This is a genomic window from Clostridioides sp. ES-S-0005-03 (assembly GCF_020658455.1).
Classification (GTDB): Bacteria; Bacillota; Clostridia; order Peptostreptococcales; family Peptostreptococcaceae; genus Clostridioides.
The window spans coordinates 17,921-34,667 of the sequence record NZ_JACVWI010000004.1 but is presented as its reverse complement, the minus strand read 5'-3'; the positions used below and the strand labels follow the sequence as shown (position 1 = coordinate 34,667).

Below are 16,747 nucleotides of genomic sequence, written 5' to 3'. Positions count from 1 at the left end.
TTTTTGACTCTTTAAGGATGACTATGCAGTTAAACTGAGAGTATAAACTTAATGTCAATCACAAGAGAGTGTACAGACTAATGAGAGGCGTAGGTTTAAGGTCTGTTTGTAGAAAAAAGAAATTCAGTTATGTTAAATGTAAACCAGAAGTAATCGCTGGAAATGTATTAAGTAGAAAATTTAGTGCAGATAAAACCTATCAAAAATGGTTAACAGATGTAACTGAATTTAAATTAACCAATGGGACGAAGGCCTATTTAAGTGCAATTCTAGATTTAGGCGATAGAAGTATAATTTCATATGTTATTGGAAAATCAAATAACAATAACTTGGTGTTCGAAACTTTTGATAAAGCAATAGAACTATATCCAAATGCAAAACCTATTTTTACATGTTTTAACTGTATAAAACAGTGGGTACAGTTCACGAAAGAGTAGCTTTAGTTTTGAACTAAAAGTTAAGTTCAAAAAGAATAATCAATAATTTCTAGACTCCACTCTACAACAATAAATTATAGTCCTTCTTGATTTTTATTATACCACAAAATGTAAAATAACGATTAGATTTTGAAGAGCTACTTCTATATCCATATTTAAATTTATGAAGTCCTTTATTAGATTGATTTTTTCCGATTTAACTGTTCTATATAAATTAAACTAAGAAATTATTTTACTTAAAATAAAGTAAGGTATGTATTATTTTTATTATACCATAAAACATAAAATGGCTATTTTTAGATTGATATAAATATATAATAATCTGTTTTAGATAAGAATGAGCTAAAAATTAAATGTAGAAATATTATTTTAAAAACCACTTTTTTACATCTAATGAAAAGTGGTTTTTAAAATGAGCAAATTATTAAAATTTACATAAAAAGTAATTTTATTTTACTTATATACCATAAGGACTACTCTTCTATATATTAAAACAGATATTTTATCAATATTATGGACAAATATAAAAAGCCTCTATGTCTAGAGATTTATGTATTTATAGACTAGTTAGAACTTTCATCATAGTTATTAGTTTTGTACTCTCTAGTAAATAAGAATGGTAAAAACAATATAGCATCAACTAGAATACTCCATAATAGTGATTCTAATGTAAATATAGATTCGGTACCTCCTTTAAGTATAATATAAACATTGTTATTTACTAAGTGGATTAATATTGGTGCCCAAAGGTTTTTGGTCTTCATATAGGTATATCCTAAAAATATTCCTATAAAGGTACAATATGATATATGGGAAATAACACAATAAAATGGGGTTTCGGGACTGTACAAAGTGACACAAAGAGGCAAATGCCAAATTCCCCATATAAAACCTAAAATTAATACACCAAATTTTTTGCCATAAATCTTTTGTAGTCTAGGTTGAAGAAAGTATCTCCATCCAAATTCTTCTCCAAAAAATAAATTAAAACCAAAACATAAATTTATAATTATATTTATAAATACTGTGAAAAATTTATTTACAATATTAATTGATAAACCTTCTTTATCAATAACACTTCTAACTATAATTAATATCAAGAATATTAATAGAATACCTAAAACTTTTTTGAAATTTTTACTTAAAGATAAATTTAAAACTTCAAATTGAAATTCATTGTAAAGAACAACCGCTAAAAGATAAAAAGATGTTAATGTATCTATTGTTGAAGAAATAATACTACTATGGATTAAAAATGTTTCAGCTATAGATATTACTATTCTCACAATTGTAGTTATAGCAAAAAACTTTAAAAATTTATCCACTGTTGAATCAAACTTGTAATTAGAAACTTTTTTTAGGACAACAATTGCTGAAAATGCAGGAATATACATAAATAATACAGAGAAGCTTGATATAAGTTCACTATTATTTGGTTTTGATATTGACCAAAATAAAAATATTGATGTAAAAGCAATCAGTAAAAAATTTATTAATAAGAAATAGTTTATTTCTTTTTTTATTATTTTGATATTATTTGACATATTAATTCCCCTTATCTTAAATTTTAAAATTATATATAATAACAAATTTTATATAGAAATAAATATATGTAGCAAATATTGAAAACTAACAAAAATATTTTTATATATTATTAAAGAACTAAAAAAAAGTTTGTAATGATTGTATATTATATGATTAAGTTATTTTTCTGCATTCTTTACAATTAAGTCCGCATGTGTTTTTCTCCTGCATATTAATAGCGCCCCAATTAGCAAATTGTCGCAAAATAGGTACAATACTTTTACCTTTATCCGTTAATGTATATTCAACTTTTGGAGGAATTTCATTGTATTGTTTACGATGAACAATACCATCAGACTCTAAATCTTTTAATGATTGAGCTAGCATAGTATTTGTAATTCCATCTAATTTTCTTTTTATACTACTATACCTAATTGGATTATCAACTGCTAACATACATATAATAGGTAATTTCCACTTTCCACCAACAACATCTAATGCGTAACGTATAGGGCAAGTTAATTCTTCAGCATTTTCAGTTATATTATTTTTATTATCTAAACTCATTTTAATTCACTCCTCAATTCCAATAGTATCTTTTTTATACTTTATCAGAAAAAACTGCATACTTGTTTTTTTCTTATTTTATATTAAAATTATATCAAAGGATAATCCTTAATACAAGTATTTAAAAGGGGTGTAGTAATTATGAAAGTATTAGAATTTTTGAACAAAGCAGGAGTTTATTATTTAGCAACAGTTGATGAGAACAATCAAGCACATGTGCGTCCTCTAGGATTTGTTATGGAATATGATGGCAAACTTACATTTTGCACATCTAATCAAAAAGATATGTTTAAGCAACTTATTTTTAATCCAAAGGTTGAGCTTTGCTGTATAGACCAAAAACTTAATACTCTACGTATTTTGGGTGAAGCAGTATTCGTTACATCAAAAGAAACACAAGCTAAGGCACTTGAAATAATGCCAAGTTTAGGTCAGATGTACTCTGTAGGAGACGGTAAGTTTGAAATATTCTCTATTGATAAGGCAAAAGTTAGTTGTTGTTCAATGAGTGGTAAAAAGATTGATGTAGAGCTTTAATTATAATAGAATCGACATTCATATTGAAAATAAAGAAAACGCTATTACTGAAATGTCGATAAATTTAACTTAAATTCAATAAAAAAGATTTTTAAATAGTGAATGTATAAAAATATTTAGTTATTAGAGTTGTATTTCAACAATGACATATTGTCTTGAATAATTACATAATAAAAATAAGAACAATTAAAATTTGTTTTCTGATGAAGTAAACTTTCTTTTAAAAAATATTTTAACTACGAGTGACTTTTCTTAAATATGAAGAAAATATGATAATTATAAATAATAAGTAGCATAACTTTATAAATTAATAGTGATAGAATATAAACTAATAGATAAGATATAATTTTAAAAGGAGTGATATAAAATGAGCAAATATAGTTCTTTATGGGAATATGTCAAGAAAAATGGTAACCAATCATTTAAATTAACTTTTGAAGAAATAAAAGATATTGTAGGAATAGAGATAGACCATTCATTTTTAAAATATAAAAAAGAATTAAATGAATATGGATATCAAGTAGGAAAAATCTCTTTAAAAGAGAAGACTGTTATTTTTAATAAAATTGATTAATATATTAATAATTACATATAATAAAATAATTTGTATTGACTAACATTAAAATTAAAAATAAAGTAAATCTTATATAAGACTTACTTTATTTTTAGTTGATGCCTTTTTAAGTTTTATACTATAAGGTATATATAAAACTGCACCTATTAAAAATGTTATAATTTCTGTTACTGTCATAGACCATATTAGCCCATCAAGTCCATAAAAATAATTAAGCAATATTACTATAGGTATATACAATCCACCTTGGCTTATAGACATTATACCTGTTTCAATGCCTTTTCCTGATGCTTGATATATTGTCATAAATAAAGATGTAACTCCATTGAATAAGGCAGATACTAACATAGCTACCAATACATACGTTCCTATTTCAATAACTGACGTATCAACTGAGAATGTTTGTATTACTTGGGTTCTAAATATATAAACAACTCCTGAAAATACAACTGCGATTACAAATATGAATAAAGCAGAATACTTTATACTTTCCTTTAAACGAGGTATATTCTTATTAGAAAAATTATATGCTATAAGTGGCATTACACCTAAAACAATACCCATAACAAAGAATTCTGGAATTTGAGCAATTCTAAGTGCTATACCAAAACTAGCAACTATGTTATTTCCATATTGCATAGAGTAGTTATTGGATAATAATGTAGTCACAATTAAGAAAGAGCATTGGATTAATTGGGATACACCAACTTTATATATTTCAACTTGACTGTTTATGTTGATTTTTATGTAATGTAAAAACCCTCTAAGGTTCTCGCTTTTAACATTTAAATACCAAACATAATAAGCACTAGATGCAATGTTAGAAAGTATCATTGATAATGCAGCACCATACACATGCATATTAAGAACTAGTATAAATAAAACATCTAATATGATACTAACTATTACACTTACAAACATACCATACATAGATTCTTTTGATGCACCTTCAGACCTTACAATTTGTTCAAGAGAGAAGTTCAATATAATAGAAAATCCGCCAACAAATAGTGTAATTGCATATTGTTTTGTATATTCAAATGTAGTCATATCGGAACCTAATAATCTAATAATAGGATTCATTAGTAAGTAGCCAATTAGACCTATCAATAGACCTGTTATAATACTTGCATAAAAAGTATATCCAGCAATTTTCTTGGCTTCATCACTATTATTTTGTGCAATTAGCCTAGTTATGAATGTACTACCACCAACGCCAAACATATTTCCAAAAGCCATTAGAATTGTAAATATAGGGAGTCCCAATGTTATTGCACTAAGCATAGCTGTGTCATGAACTAAACCTATAAAGTAGGCATTAATTACATTATAGATAGTTCCAGCTGACATTCCTATCATCATAGGAATAGATAAATAAAGAATAGTTTTTTTTATTGGTTCTTCTTTTAAATATTTAATGTTTGATTTTTCATTTTCCATGTTATCCTCCTAAATAATATGATTTATAATGATAAGGCACCTTATGAAATATATTATACAGGTACCTTAATAATTTTGCAACATATTTATTAAGGTACCTGTATATTTATTTTATATTTAGACAACATATGGATTTAAAAATGAGGTTTTTGAAAATAGGAGTTATTTTAATGAATATGGAATGTAGGGTATTAAAGAGATGTATAAGACTTTAAAATAAATAAAAGAGTAAAGTGATAAGATAATAAATATCTAACCATTTACTCTTTTTGTTTTATTTATTTATTTAACTCTTTTTATTTTGAGTTTTAGAAGTGAATAAAATATACAATAACTATGGTTTCTTTTATATTTTATGACTACAATACATTTTATTCAAAGTAAAATAAATCTTCAAATTTTTTATCTAGAGCTATACATAAAATAAGTGCTAATTTTGCTGTTGGATTAAACTGACCTGTTTCTATTGAACTAATAGTGTTTCTTGACACGCCGACCATTTCAGCTAGCTGACTTTGAGATAATTTTTTCTCTGTTCTTGCTATTTTTAAGTGATTTTTTAATATTAATTCTTCATTCATATTGCTTACCTTAATGATGATAAAACAAAATTAGTTAATGAGAATATAGTTGTAATTAAGAAACCAATAGCCAAAATTAAATTCTTTTTTTCATGTGTGAATTGGTATTTTGCTATATTTTCAGCAAGACCAAATGTCCAAAATAAAGCAGATACTGCATCACTCTTTTGTCCAATAAAGGCGTTAAATATTACAATGAAAGCGAAGACACATATGAAAATTGAATATCCTATTTTTCTGCCTTTATTTTCAATATACTCTAAGCCTTCATCTTTAGTGGATTGACGACTCTTACTTAAAATTTCTTCTTTATTCATGTAAGATACCTCCTATTTGGATGCCAAGTTTACTTGGTACTTTTATTATACTTATGACAAGTTTACTTGTCAAGAACTTTGACAATAAAACTTGAAATGAGTATAATAAAAATCAATAAAAAAAGACAAACTTAATTAAATTAAAAATGTCTTTTTTATTGAAATACTATAATAATATTCTATTGAACTAATAACCAAATTTAAACTTAGAATCTAACATACAGTCTTTATTATCTTAGCAGGGATACCTGCAACCACAGTATTTGGAGGTACATCATTTGTGACTACTGCTCCTGCAGAAACAACAGTATTTTCACTTACTGTAATACCTGGCATAATCATTGCTCCTGCACTTAATCAAGCATTCCTCTTTATAACTATGGGTGTAGACACAGTGGAATGTCTTTCTGAGGGCTCTAAAGGAGGGTTTATTGTTATAAGATTTACCTTAAGGGCCAATCAGTACATCATCTGCAATCGTAATTCCACTTCTATCCATGAATGTACAAGCATGGTTAATAAATACATCCTTTCCAACTCTTATATTTTCTCCAAAATCTGTATAAAATGGTGGTATTAAATATAGGCTTTCATCAACATTAACACCTGTAAGTTTAGAAAACAATTCCCTTATTTCCTTTTTAGTATGATATGATTTATAAACTGTACAATATCTCTACATAAAACTCATTATGTTTTACTCAATTCTTAAATAGAGTATACTACTTGGAGTTAACTACAATACAAGCCTTTTTTATTATTTAAGAATAAATAATTAATTTTTATTAAAAAATCTATAATTAAATATTAATACTAGTATTGTTCATATAGAATGATTCATCATGTATGTAAACTAAAGTTTACATATTTCAAACTTTGCTTTGTAGAATCATTGAGTTTAATACTTTATAATTGAAATATAATTATTTTTACCTTGAAAGGAGTTTAATATATGAATTTAGAAGACAAGATTACAAAACTAAGAAAGAAATATAATTATTCTCAAGAATTGTTGGCTGAAAGACTAAATGTATCTAGACAAACTATTAGCAAGTGGGAATTAGGGCAAGCTAAGCCAGACTTAGAAAATATAAAAAATATATCAAAGCTGTTTAATATTACTTATGATTACTTAATCGATGAAAGTAATTTATGTTCTAAAGATGTAACTGATAATATTAGTAAGGATGTTGACTGGACAAAAGCATGGAGCTCTAAGTATCCTATTTTAGAAACATATGTTGACATAGAAGGGATAGAAAAGTATCAAATAGCTATTGAAGAATTATATTCAAGATTTGAAAAGGAATACAGGATGAGCAATGAGAATAATGTACTCATATTAAAAGATATTTTATACAAGACGTTTAAAAAACATGATAAATAAAAAATATGTTTGGATATATTCATATGTGGTTTTGTATAAAAATGTGGAAATGATTGGAATAAATAAAAAATTATATAAATTGAATTTAAAAATATATTTAAGCAGGTATCTAAGATACCTGCTTATTTGTTTCTCTATGGTTGATTTTTTCATCAAAAGTCAACTTCAAATCGCTTGTTAGGTTTATGTATTTAAGGATATAATTATACAAAGGAGGCGTTGATATGAATGAATTAAACATTGCAAAAACACTAATTTTAAAGCGTAAAGAAAAAGGAATTACACAAGATGAACTTGCAAATTATATAGGTATCTCTAAAGCTTCTGTGTCTAAATGGGAAACTGGGCAAAGTTATCCTGATATCACTTTTTTACCACAACTCGCGACATATTTCAACATTACAGTTGATGAATTAATTTGCTACGAACCACAAATGATTAAGGAAGATATTAATAAACTATATCAGCGATTGTGTAAAGATTTTACTGTTAAACCATTTGATGAAGTTATGGATGAAATAAGAGAAACCATAAAAAAATATTATTCATGCTTTCCTTTGATTTATCAGATGGGTATTTTGATAATTAATCATTATGACCTTGTAGATGAAGAAAAACGTGAACTATTAATTAGTGAAGCATTAGAAATTTTTATTCGAATACGAGAAACAAGTGATGATATAGAAATTTGTCGTCAGTCAAAAGGTATGGAGGCAACTTGTTATATCTTGTTAAATCAACCTATAGAAGTTATTGATTTATTTCAAGATAGCAATTTTCCCATGGTAAATGAAAGCATACTTCTTGCACAGGGACAAATGATGAATGGTCAAACTAATGAAGCTAATGAAACGTTACAGATTGGAGCATATCAGAATCTTACATTATTAGTTCAAGATTTAGTGGGACTTCTGCAAAACTCAGATAAATCACAAATTGAAGAAATAGAAAGACGTATTTTAATAATTTCAGATACATTTGACCTTAATGAATTATCTCCTGGTGTTATGTTTTCTGTATATTTGACTCAGATACAAATGAATTTAATACATGGAAATACTAAAGGAGCTATTAAGTCGTTACAAAGATATGTAGATTTGGCAATAAGTGATATATATCCAATTATGCTACATAGTGATGACTTTTTTAATCATATTGATTGCTGGATTTCTGAGATTGGAACAGGTATTACACGTGATGATACAATTGTAAAGGCAGGTATTGTTGCTGCTATTAAGAACAATCCTATGTTCTCTGTATTAAATGAGAACAAAGAATACAGATTTCTTATAGAAAAATTATCTTTATTGGAGGAATAAGATTATGGAAAATTTAATGGAATATCTACCACTTTTACTTCCTGTTATTATTTTAAATTTAATACTTGTAATTACTGCACTTATTCATATAATAAAACATCCAAATTATAAAATTGGTAATAAGGCAATATGGATTATTTTAGTGCTATTTATAAGTATAATAGGTCCAATTTTATATTTCACTATAGGAAGAGGTGATGAATGATGAATATTGTTTCAATAAATGGGTTATCAAAAAGTTTTGGTAATCGAAAGATAATAGATAAGCTAAATCTTACTGTACCAGAAGGGTCAGTATTTGGATTTGTAGGTAAGAATGGTGCAGGCAAGACTACAACAATGAAAATGGTGCTTGGGTTACTTGAAGCAGATAGTGGAACTATAAATGTTTTTGGTGAGAAGGTGACTTATGGAAGAACAAGTTCTAATCGCCATGTAGGTTATCTACCTGATGTTCCAGAGTTTTATAACTATATGAGACCACTTGAATATCTTTCTCTTTGTGGAGAAATCACAGGGCTTTCAAAACAAGAAATAAAGTTAAGAAGTGAAGAGTTGTTGACACTTGTGGGACTTGGAAATGAAAAGAAACGAATAGGTGGATTTTCTCGTGGAATGAAGCAACGTCTTGGGATAGCTCAAGCATTACTTTCACGCCCTAAATTACTTATTTGTGATGAACCAACAAGCGCACTTGACCCTGTTGGGAGAAAAGAAATATTAGATATTATGTTTAAAATCAAAGACTCAACAACTGTAATATTTTCAACACATATACTGTCTGATGTTGAAAGAATTTGTGACCATGTAGCTATATTAAATAACGGAAGCATTGCTCTTAGTGGTACACTTTCAGAAATAAAAAGTATGCACGGAAAAGATAGACTTTTATTGGAGTTTTCAAGTAATGATGAAATCCAAGCATTTAAGTCTAGTAGTAGCATTAAATCCTTACTTAAAGATTCAGAAGAGACTAATATGGAAATTATTTTCCATGGTAAAGATATAAAATCAATACAACAAACAGTTATATCTACACTTGCAGAAATGAATCTTTGTCCAAGAAAGATGGAATTAATAGAATTGTCACTTGAAAATTTATTTTTGGAGGTAGTAAAGTGAGAGAATACATAGCATTTACAAAAAAAGAATTTGTAGAGAACGTAAGAAATTATAAATTATTTAGTCTAATTATTTTATTTTTGATATTTGGAATAATGAGTCCTCTTTCTGCTAAATTTATGCCAGACTTGATTGCTCATTTTGCCCCAACTTTAAAAGTTACTTCTCTACCAACTGCTTTAGATTCTTGGACACAGTTTTCTGGCAATATTTCTGGTCTTGGAATGAGTTTAACTCTAATTATTTTTTGTAATATTTTATCAAACGAATATTCTAAAGGGACACTTGTCATTATGTTGACTAAAGGATTGTCACGTTCGTCTGTAGTATTGTCTAAATTTTCTATTACAGTAATTATTATGACCATTGGTTTCTGGCTGAGCTTTTTATGTACTTATGGTTATACAATGTATTTTTGGCCAACTGCAAATCTTAATCATGTTGTATTTTCAGCATTTAACTTATGGATAATTGGTATTATGTATATTACTATATTAATTCTTGGATGTGTACTATTTAGACCAGCATTTGCAAGTGTATTACTTGTATTAGTAGTAACTCTTGTTTTGAGTTTAATTTCTATTCCTAAGCAGATTGCACCTTATACGCCTAATTTCATATTATCAAAAAATATAGATTTGATTTCAGGGAAAGTGACGGCTCCAGAATTTATTATTCCAATCATTGTAACAATCATTATTTCAATAGTGTGTCTGTTATCAGCTGTTATTTTATTTAATAAAAAACCAGTTTAATTATATCTTTATTATAAATGTAAATAGCACTGTATTGTGTAAAAATATACTTAGTAATATATAAGAATATATCTAAGTAAAAAAGACTTGAACTTAAGTTTCAAGTCTTTTTTTGTTTTAGTCGTACTCATTATATTTTATAATAATTAAATTATTACATTAAGGAATTGTTTAAAAATAAAAAAGGAGATAGATTATAATCTAGTGATTATCAGTTATTTAAGATATGCTATAGTATATAGAGCCTAAACTAATAAAGAATTAAAAAATGTAGTAAGGATTTAAAATAATATTGTTTTTATTAAATAAAGATAAGAATCTTTAATTGTGGTAAAATATACTAAAAAATTACTTTAAAAGTGATAAAATTAATTCAAGTAAATATTTTAAAGGGGTGTAGATATGGAAAAGTCAAAAGTATATTTTTGTGACTTATACTCAAATTCGCAAAATAAAAATGTGCCAAACAATGTAAAAAGATTATTTGATACAGCAGGATTCAAAGATTTAATAGAAAAGAATGACCAAGTAGCAATCAAACTTCACTTTGGAGAAAAAGGAAATACTACATATATGAGTCCTGTAGCAGTTAGACAAGTGGTTGATAAGATTAAAGATTGTGAAGGAAAGCCATTTTTAACAGATACAAATACATTATATACAGGGAGTAGAACAAATTCTGTAGACCATCTTACAACAGCTATAGAAAATGGTTTTGCCTATGCAGTGGTAAATGCGCCAGTAATAATTGCAGATGGATTGTACAGTAGAAATTATGAAAATGTACAAATAGATAAAAAACATTTTGAAAGTGTGAAAATAGGTGGCGAAATTTATAATTCTTCTGCAATGATAGTAATGAGTCATTTTAAAGGTCATGAAGCAGCAGGTTTTGGAGGAGCATTAAAAAATTTAGCTATGGGGTGTGCAAGTGCAGCAGGAAAGCAAATGCAACATTCTGATGTTACGCCAGTAGTAAAAGAGAAGAAGTGTGTAGGATGTGGAAAATGTGTTAATTCTTGTCCTACAAAAGCTATAAGTATAGTAGATAAGAAGGCAATTATAGATTCTGATGTGTGTTATGGATGTGGAGAATGTCCAACTGTCTGTCCAACTAGAGCAGTAACTATACAATGGGAAAGTGACTCAGATGTATTTGTTGAAAAGATGGCAGAATACGCTTATGGAGCAGTATCAAACAAAAAAGATAAGGTAGGATATATAACTTTTGTTATGAATGTGACTCCACTTTGTGATTGTGTGCCTTGGTCAGGTAGACCGATTGCACATGATATAGGAATATTAGCATCAACAGACCCAGTAGCAATTGAACAAGCATGCTATGATTTGGTTTGTAAGGAAATGGGTCATGATGTGTTTAAACATGAGCATCCTCATGTAAATGGAACTAGAATAATAGACTATGCGTGTGAAATGGGAATGGGAAATAAAGAATATGAATTAATAAAATTATAAGAATAGTAGGACTTAAATGCATATAATTATTGTAAGAGAAATTTAAAAGTATCAAAGGAGTATGCATTTATGAAAATTTACTATGAGAAAGAAAATAGCAAGAAAGCTAATGTAAACAATATTCCAAGTGTATTTGCATTTAATTTTCTAAGAAACTTTTTAACTAGCAAAGAGTATGAGGAAACTAGAAAAGAATATTTTATAAATAATCTAACAAAAAGTCAGGTTAATCAAGCTATGAAGGATTTAAAATGGCTATTTAGAGAGTATGAAGGATTAGAGGTTGTTACAATGGAAAGCTTGGATGGAGTTAAGACAAGAATAGTTTTATAAATTAATAAGAATGATTCTTTAATAAAAAATACTGTTTTAATAATGATACGTATAAGATATTATACAAATACTATTTTAGAACAGTATTTTTTTTTATAATAGTAAACCTATATATAAAATAAAGTTGACCAATAAATGTTGTCTATGTAATACTATATATAATAAGTAAACTATATAAAAAATATAAGTTGACAAATAGGAGGATATATGGAAAAATACATAGTCAAATTAAAAAATAAAATATTGAGTGGAAAAGAAATAAATTATGAAGAAGCTCTTAATTTAATAAGTATTGATACTAATAACAAAAACAATTTTGATATCTTATTAAAATCTGCAAATGAAATAAGAGAATATTTTATGGGAAGAAAAGTAGATTTATGTACAATAATGAATGCTAAGTCTGGCAAATGTAGTGAAGACTGTAAATTTTGTGCACAATCATCTCATTATAAAACTGGGATAGAAGAATATTCATTACTAGATTATAATGAGATTTTAAAGAGAGCCAAAGAAATGGAAAGTAAAGGAGTACATAGATTCTCTTTAGTTACAAGTGGTAAAGGTATAACAGGAAAAGAGTTTAATGATATTTTAAATATCTATGAAGGATTAAGAGAAAATACTAATTTAAAATTATGTGCATCTCTAGGAATTATAGATTATGAGCAAGCTAAAAAGCTAAAACTAGTAGGTGTGACTACATATCATCATAATGTCGAGACATCTAAAGATAATTTTGATAATATATGTAAAACACATACTTATCAAGACAGAATAAGAACAATTAAAGAAGCTAAAAGGGCTGGATTAGATGTATGTGTAGGTGGAATCATTGGGATGAATGAAAGTAAAGAACAAAGACTACAAATGGCTTTTGAAATACGAGAATTAAATACCAAATCAATTCCAATAAATATTTTAAACCCTATTAAGAATACTCCTATGGAAAATTATGATGTATTAGAGCCTATGGAAATATTAAAAACAACAGCAGTATTTAGATTTATAATTCCTAATGTATACATAAGATATGCTGGTGGAAGGCTATCTTTAAAAGGGTATGACAAAATTGGATTTAATGGTGGTGTAAATTCTGCAATTGTAGGTGATTATTTAACAACTGTAGGAAATGGAATTGAAAATGATAAAAAAATGATTATAGAACAAGGACTTGAACTTTAATAAAGATTACTTAAATTAATTAATGTACTTTTAAATAATTATAAAAGTATATTAATTTTTTTTTGTATATTAATATAAATATTAAATTTGAATTTATAAATTGCAATATTATGAAAAATAAGAAAAATATCAAAATTTGTATAAAGTAGTTGCAAAGCGAAAAAAGATATGATAGTATCTAGGTAACCGGTTAAGTAAAACGGTTTCCTAAATTGTGGGGGTGAACTTCTTGAGTATAACTATAAAAGAGATTGGCGAATTGGCTGGTGTTTCCAAAACAACTGTATCAAAAGTCATTAATAATAAAGATGAAAATATAAGTCAAGCAACAAGAGAAAAGATTTTAAAAATAATGAAGGAAAAAAATTATGTTCCAAATAAATTAGCACAAAGTTTAGTAACTAAAAGAACAAATACAATAGGACTTCTTATACCAGATATACGAAATCCATTTTTCACAGATGTATCAAGAGGTGTGGAAGATAAAGCTAATGAGGAAGGTTATAATATAATTTTATGTAATACAGATGAAGATGCCAAAAAGGAATATGAAGGGATAAGAACATTATCAGAAAGAATGATAGATGGAATTATATTTGCAGCATCATCAAATACAAACTGGAAAGAGGCAAATTACAAAGATATAAAAATACCAACAGTATTAATCGATAAGAAAATAAGTATGAATAAAGAAACCTTAAAAGGCATAGTTAAAATAAATAACTTTGAGGGTGCATATATAGCTACAAAACATTTATTAGATATTGGAAATAAGAAAATAATATACTTGAGTGGTCCACTTCAAAATGAAATAGCAATAGATAGATTAGAAGGATATAAAAAAGCTTTAACTGAGTGTAATTTAGATTACAATTCTAATTATGTATTTGAAGGAAAATATAAGATTGAATGGGGGCAAGAATTTATAAAAAATTTAGAAGTGATAGATTTTAATGCGATATTTTGTGCAAATGATTTAATTGCAATAGGTGTTATCAGAGGTCTTCAAGAAAGAGGATTAAATATACCAAACGATGTAAGCGTTGTGGGATTTGATGATATTCAAACTTCTAGTTTAATAAGTCCTCCACTTACAACAGTACGACAACCATCTTATGATATAGGATATAAAGCCAGTGAAATATTAATAAATTGTTTAAGAGGAGATAAGAAAGAATCCTTTGATGAATTAATTTTTAAGGCAGAACTAGTGATAAGAGCTTCAACTAAAGAAAGTAATTAACAGCATGAAAAGCATAAATAGATATGTAAAGGAGTAACGTAATGGGAAACATAGTTGTCATAGGAAGTGTAAATATGGACATGGTATGTTCTGTAGATAAAAGACCAGAAAAAGGAGAAACAATACTAGGTAATAGCTTTTTTACATCACCTGGGGGAAAAGGTGCTAACCAAGCAGTTTCAGCATCTAAGTTAGGTGCAAATGTAAAAATGATATCTTGTGTAGGGGAAGATAGCTTAGGCGAAGAATTGATACGAAATTTTAAAGAGAATAAAGTTGATTATAATTTGATAGCTAGAAATAATCAAAAAAGTTCTGGTGTTGCTGTCATAACACTATGTGAAAATGATAATAGTATTGTTGTTGTGCCAGGAACAAATGAACTAGTAGATATAAACTTAATTAAAAAGAATGAAGAAGAGATAAAGAATGCAGATATAGTATTACTACAGTTAGAGATTCCACTAGAAACAATAAAATATGTAGTAAATTTCTGTTTTGAAAATAATATAAAGGTTTTATTAAATCCAGCACCAGCAATAAGATTAGATGAAGATATAATAGAAAAAGTAACCTATTTAACACCAAATGAACATGAATATAAGATAGTTTTTGACACAGAGGAAAGTATAGAAGAAGTATTAAAAAAACATCCAAATAAACTTGTAGTAACAGAAGGAAAAAATGGAGCTAGATTTTATGATGGTAAAGAAGTAAAACATGTGTCTTGTATAAATGTTGATGTTCAAGATACTACAGGGGCAGGTGATACTTTTAATGGAGCATTGTCAGTAGCTATAACAGAAGGCAAAGACTTATATACAGCAGTAGGGTATGCTGTAGTAGTGTCAGGACTATCTGTAACAAAATTAGGTGCTCAATCTGGAATGCCTTATAGGGAAGATGTTGAAAAATATTTAGATATTAATAAATAAAAATTAAAATTGTTCAAATCTAAAACTATTAAAAATGGAGGGTAATTATGAGAAAAATTTTATCTTTAGGAATTGTTGCAACACTAGCAGTAGGAATGTTAACAGGATGTTCAATGGATGGACCAGGTAAATCAGAAAAGAAGGATAATTCAGCTAAGAAAGATTTAACTATAGGGGTATCTACAATAACTCTTCAACATCAATTTTTTATAGACATTGATGAAGGGATAAAAGAAAAAGCTAAAGAACTAGGTGTAAAAGTCATAGTAAATGACCCAGACCAAGATGTAGCTAAGCAAACATCAGCTATAGAAGATTTTATACAACAGGATGTAGATGGAATGATAGTACTTGGAACAGATAATTCAGCTATAGTACCAGCTGTAGAGGGAGCATTTGAAAAAATGCCTGTAGTTACAGTAGATGCTGTATTAAATACTGAAAATATTACAAGTTATGTTGGAACAGTTAGTTACGATGCTGGTAAAAAATTAGGCGAATACACTAAAAAGTATATAGATGAAAACTTAGGTGGAAAATCAGAAATTGCAATAGTAACAGATTTAAAATCTCAAATACAAATGCAAAGAATAGATGGGTTTAAAGAAGCATTAAAAGGTTCAGCTAATGTTAAAATATTAAACTCACAACCAGGATATGATAGAGAAGAATCTCTTAATACTGTAGAAAACTTAATTCAATCTAATCCAAATGTAGATATAATATATGCAACAGCTGAAAATAGTGTATTAGGAGCTAAAGCTGCACTTGAATCTGCAAAAAATAAGGATGTTAAGATTGTAGGATTTGATTTAACTGATGAAGCAGCAACTGGAATAACAGATGGAACTGTTCTTGCTATGATTCAGCAACAACCTAAAGAAATGGGACGTTTGGCAGTAGAAGCAGTAGTAAAGGCTATAAAAGGTGAAAAGGTAGAGAAAAATATACCAGTACCAGCCTTACTTTATGATAAAGAAAATATAAAAGACTTTAAGAATTAATAAAAAATAAG

The 16,747-nt window shown here is 27.3% G+C and carries 21 protein-coding genes and 1 pseudogene; 15 read left to right on the top strand and 7 right to left on the bottom strand.

Translation table 11 applies throughout. From position 1 onward, the window contains the following. Window positions 1-53: 53 nt before the first annotated feature. Window positions 54-110 (top strand): annotated as a pseudogene (locus tag IC218_RS22255) (hypothetical protein); the annotation flags it as partial. 42 nt (window positions 111-152) lie between these two features. After that, the gene (locus IC218_RS15290) at window positions 153-437 is read left to right on the top strand and encodes a DDE-type integrase/transposase/recombinase (protein ID WP_413927147.1); all 285 of its coding nucleotides are present in this window, start codon (window positions 153-155) and stop codon (window positions 435-437) included. 563 nt (window positions 438-1,000) lie between these two features. Here the strand turns inward: IC218_RS15290 and IC218_RS15285 are convergent. Beyond that, a complete protein-coding gene (locus IC218_RS15285) occupies window positions 1,001-1,981 on the bottom strand; it encodes a CPBP family intramembrane glutamic endopeptidase (RefSeq protein WP_227824808.1) in 981 nt (326 codons plus the stop codon). 154 nt (window positions 1,982-2,135) lie between these two features. Continuing rightward, window positions 2,136-2,528, bottom strand: a complete 393-nt coding sequence (locus IC218_RS15280; RefSeq protein WP_227824807.1) for a winged helix-turn-helix transcriptional regulator — start codon at window positions 2,526-2,528, stop codon at window positions 2,136-2,138. A 141-nt stretch (window positions 2,529-2,669) separates the two neighbouring features. Here IC218_RS15280 and IC218_RS15275 point away from each other — a divergent pair, with 141 nt between their 5' ends. Together IC218_RS15275 and IC218_RS15270 are read left to right on the top strand one after the other, a co-directional pair. Next, window positions 2,670-3,065 carry a pyridoxamine 5'-phosphate oxidase family protein gene (locus tag IC218_RS15275; RefSeq protein WP_227483421.1) on the top strand — a complete coding sequence of 132 codons (396 nt, stop codon included), beginning with the start codon at window positions 2,670-2,672 and terminating at the stop codon, window positions 3,063-3,065. A 367-nt stretch (window positions 3,066-3,432) separates the two neighbouring features. Next, window positions 3,433-3,639 carry a hypothetical protein gene (locus IC218_RS15270; RefSeq protein ID WP_227824806.1) on the top strand — a complete coding sequence of 69 codons (207 nt, stop codon included), beginning with the start codon at window positions 3,433-3,435 and terminating at the stop codon, window positions 3,637-3,639. 69 nt (window positions 3,640-3,708) lie between these two features. On the opposite strand, the gene IC218_RS15265 is transcribed toward IC218_RS15270, so the two are convergent. From IC218_RS15265 to IC218_RS15250, 5 genes are all read right to left on the bottom strand, one after another. Then, the gene (locus IC218_RS15265; protein ID WP_227824805.1) at window positions 3,709-5,079 is read right to left on the bottom strand and encodes an MATE family efflux transporter; all 1,371 of its coding nucleotides are present in this window, start codon (window positions 5,077-5,079) and stop codon (window positions 3,709-3,711) included. A 371-nt stretch (window positions 5,080-5,450) separates the two neighbouring features. After that, entirely contained in the window at window positions 5,451-5,660 is a 210-nt protein-coding gene (locus IC218_RS15260; RefSeq protein WP_021382875.1) for a helix-turn-helix transcriptional regulator, read from the bottom strand. 5 nt (window positions 5,661-5,665) lie between these two features. Then, complete coding sequence (locus IC218_RS15255; RefSeq protein WP_227434703.1) at window positions 5,666-5,977, bottom strand: DUF6442 family protein; 312 nt, start codon at window positions 5,975-5,977, stop codon at window positions 5,666-5,668. A gap of 213 nt (window positions 5,978-6,190) precedes the next feature. After that, entirely contained in the window at window positions 6,191-6,313 is a 123-nt protein-coding gene (locus IC218_RS21965; RefSeq protein WP_255616430.1) for a hypothetical protein, read from the bottom strand. Window positions 6,314-6,425: 112 nt separating this feature from the next. Next, on the bottom strand, window positions 6,426-6,602 hold the full coding sequence (locus IC218_RS15250) for a hypothetical protein (protein WP_227434704.1): 177 nt from the start codon (window positions 6,600-6,602) through the stop codon (window positions 6,426-6,428). Between the two features lie 327 nt (window positions 6,603-6,929). Here IC218_RS15250 and IC218_RS15245 point away from each other — a divergent pair, with 327 nt between their 5' ends. The 11 genes from IC218_RS15245 to IC218_RS15195 all read left to right on the top strand — a co-directional run bounded on the left by IC218_RS15245 (window position 6,930) and on the right by IC218_RS15195 (window position 16,736). Next, window positions 6,930-7,364 carry a helix-turn-helix domain-containing protein gene (locus IC218_RS15245; RefSeq protein WP_227434705.1) on the top strand — a complete coding sequence of 145 codons (435 nt, stop codon included), beginning with the start codon at window positions 6,930-6,932 and terminating at the stop codon, window positions 7,362-7,364. Window positions 7,365-7,588: 224 nt separating this feature from the next. Continuing rightward, a complete protein-coding gene (locus IC218_RS15240) occupies window positions 7,589-8,683 on the top strand; it encodes a helix-turn-helix domain-containing protein (RefSeq protein WP_227434706.1) in 1,095 nt (364 codons plus the stop codon). Between the two features lie 4 nt (window positions 8,684-8,687). Beyond that, window positions 8,688-8,888 carry a PLD nuclease N-terminal domain-containing protein gene (locus tag IC218_RS15235; protein ID WP_227434707.1) on the top strand — a complete coding sequence of 67 codons (201 nt, stop codon included), beginning with the start codon at window positions 8,688-8,690 and terminating at the stop codon, window positions 8,886-8,888. Continuing rightward, window positions 8,885-9,805, top strand: coding sequence for an ATP-binding cassette domain-containing protein (locus IC218_RS15230; protein WP_413927332.1), 921 nt, complete (start codon window positions 8,885-8,887; stop codon window positions 9,803-9,805). Before IC218_RS15235 ends, IC218_RS15230 begins: the two co-directional genes overlap by 4 nt. Continuing rightward, on the top strand, window positions 9,802-10,560 hold the full coding sequence (locus IC218_RS15225) for an ABC transporter permease (RefSeq protein WP_227824803.1): 759 nt from the start codon (window positions 9,802-9,804) through the stop codon (window positions 10,558-10,560). The genes IC218_RS15230 and IC218_RS15225 overlap by 4 nt, the downstream gene beginning before the upstream one ends. A gap of 402 nt (window positions 10,561-10,962) precedes the next feature. Next, complete coding sequence (locus tag IC218_RS15220) at window positions 10,963-12,036, top strand: DUF362 domain-containing protein (protein ID WP_227824802.1); 1,074 nt, start codon at window positions 10,963-10,965, stop codon at window positions 12,034-12,036. 69 nt (window positions 12,037-12,105) lie between these two features. Then, window positions 12,106-12,369, top strand: coding sequence for a hypothetical protein (locus IC218_RS15215; protein ID WP_021382847.1), 264 nt, complete (start codon window positions 12,106-12,108; stop codon window positions 12,367-12,369). A 207-nt stretch (window positions 12,370-12,576) separates the two neighbouring features. Continuing rightward, entirely contained in the window at window positions 12,577-13,554 is a 978-nt protein-coding gene (bioB, locus tag IC218_RS15210; protein ID WP_227824801.1) for a biotin synthase BioB, read from the top strand. A 220-nt stretch (window positions 13,555-13,774) separates the two neighbouring features. Further along, on the top strand, window positions 13,775-14,797 hold the full coding sequence (locus tag IC218_RS15205) for a LacI family DNA-binding transcriptional regulator (RefSeq protein ID WP_227824800.1): 1,023 nt from the start codon (window positions 13,775-13,777) through the stop codon (window positions 14,795-14,797). A 41-nt stretch (window positions 14,798-14,838) separates the two neighbouring features. After that, window positions 14,839-15,732, top strand: a complete 894-nt coding sequence (rbsK, locus tag IC218_RS15200) for a ribokinase (RefSeq protein ID WP_227434713.1) — start codon at window positions 14,839-14,841, stop codon at window positions 15,730-15,732. Between the two features lie 47 nt (window positions 15,733-15,779). Further along, on the top strand, window positions 15,780-16,736 hold the full coding sequence (locus tag IC218_RS15195) for a substrate-binding domain-containing protein (RefSeq protein ID WP_227434714.1): 957 nt from the start codon (window positions 15,780-15,782) through the stop codon (window positions 16,734-16,736). Window positions 16,737-16,747 lie beyond the last annotated feature (11 nt).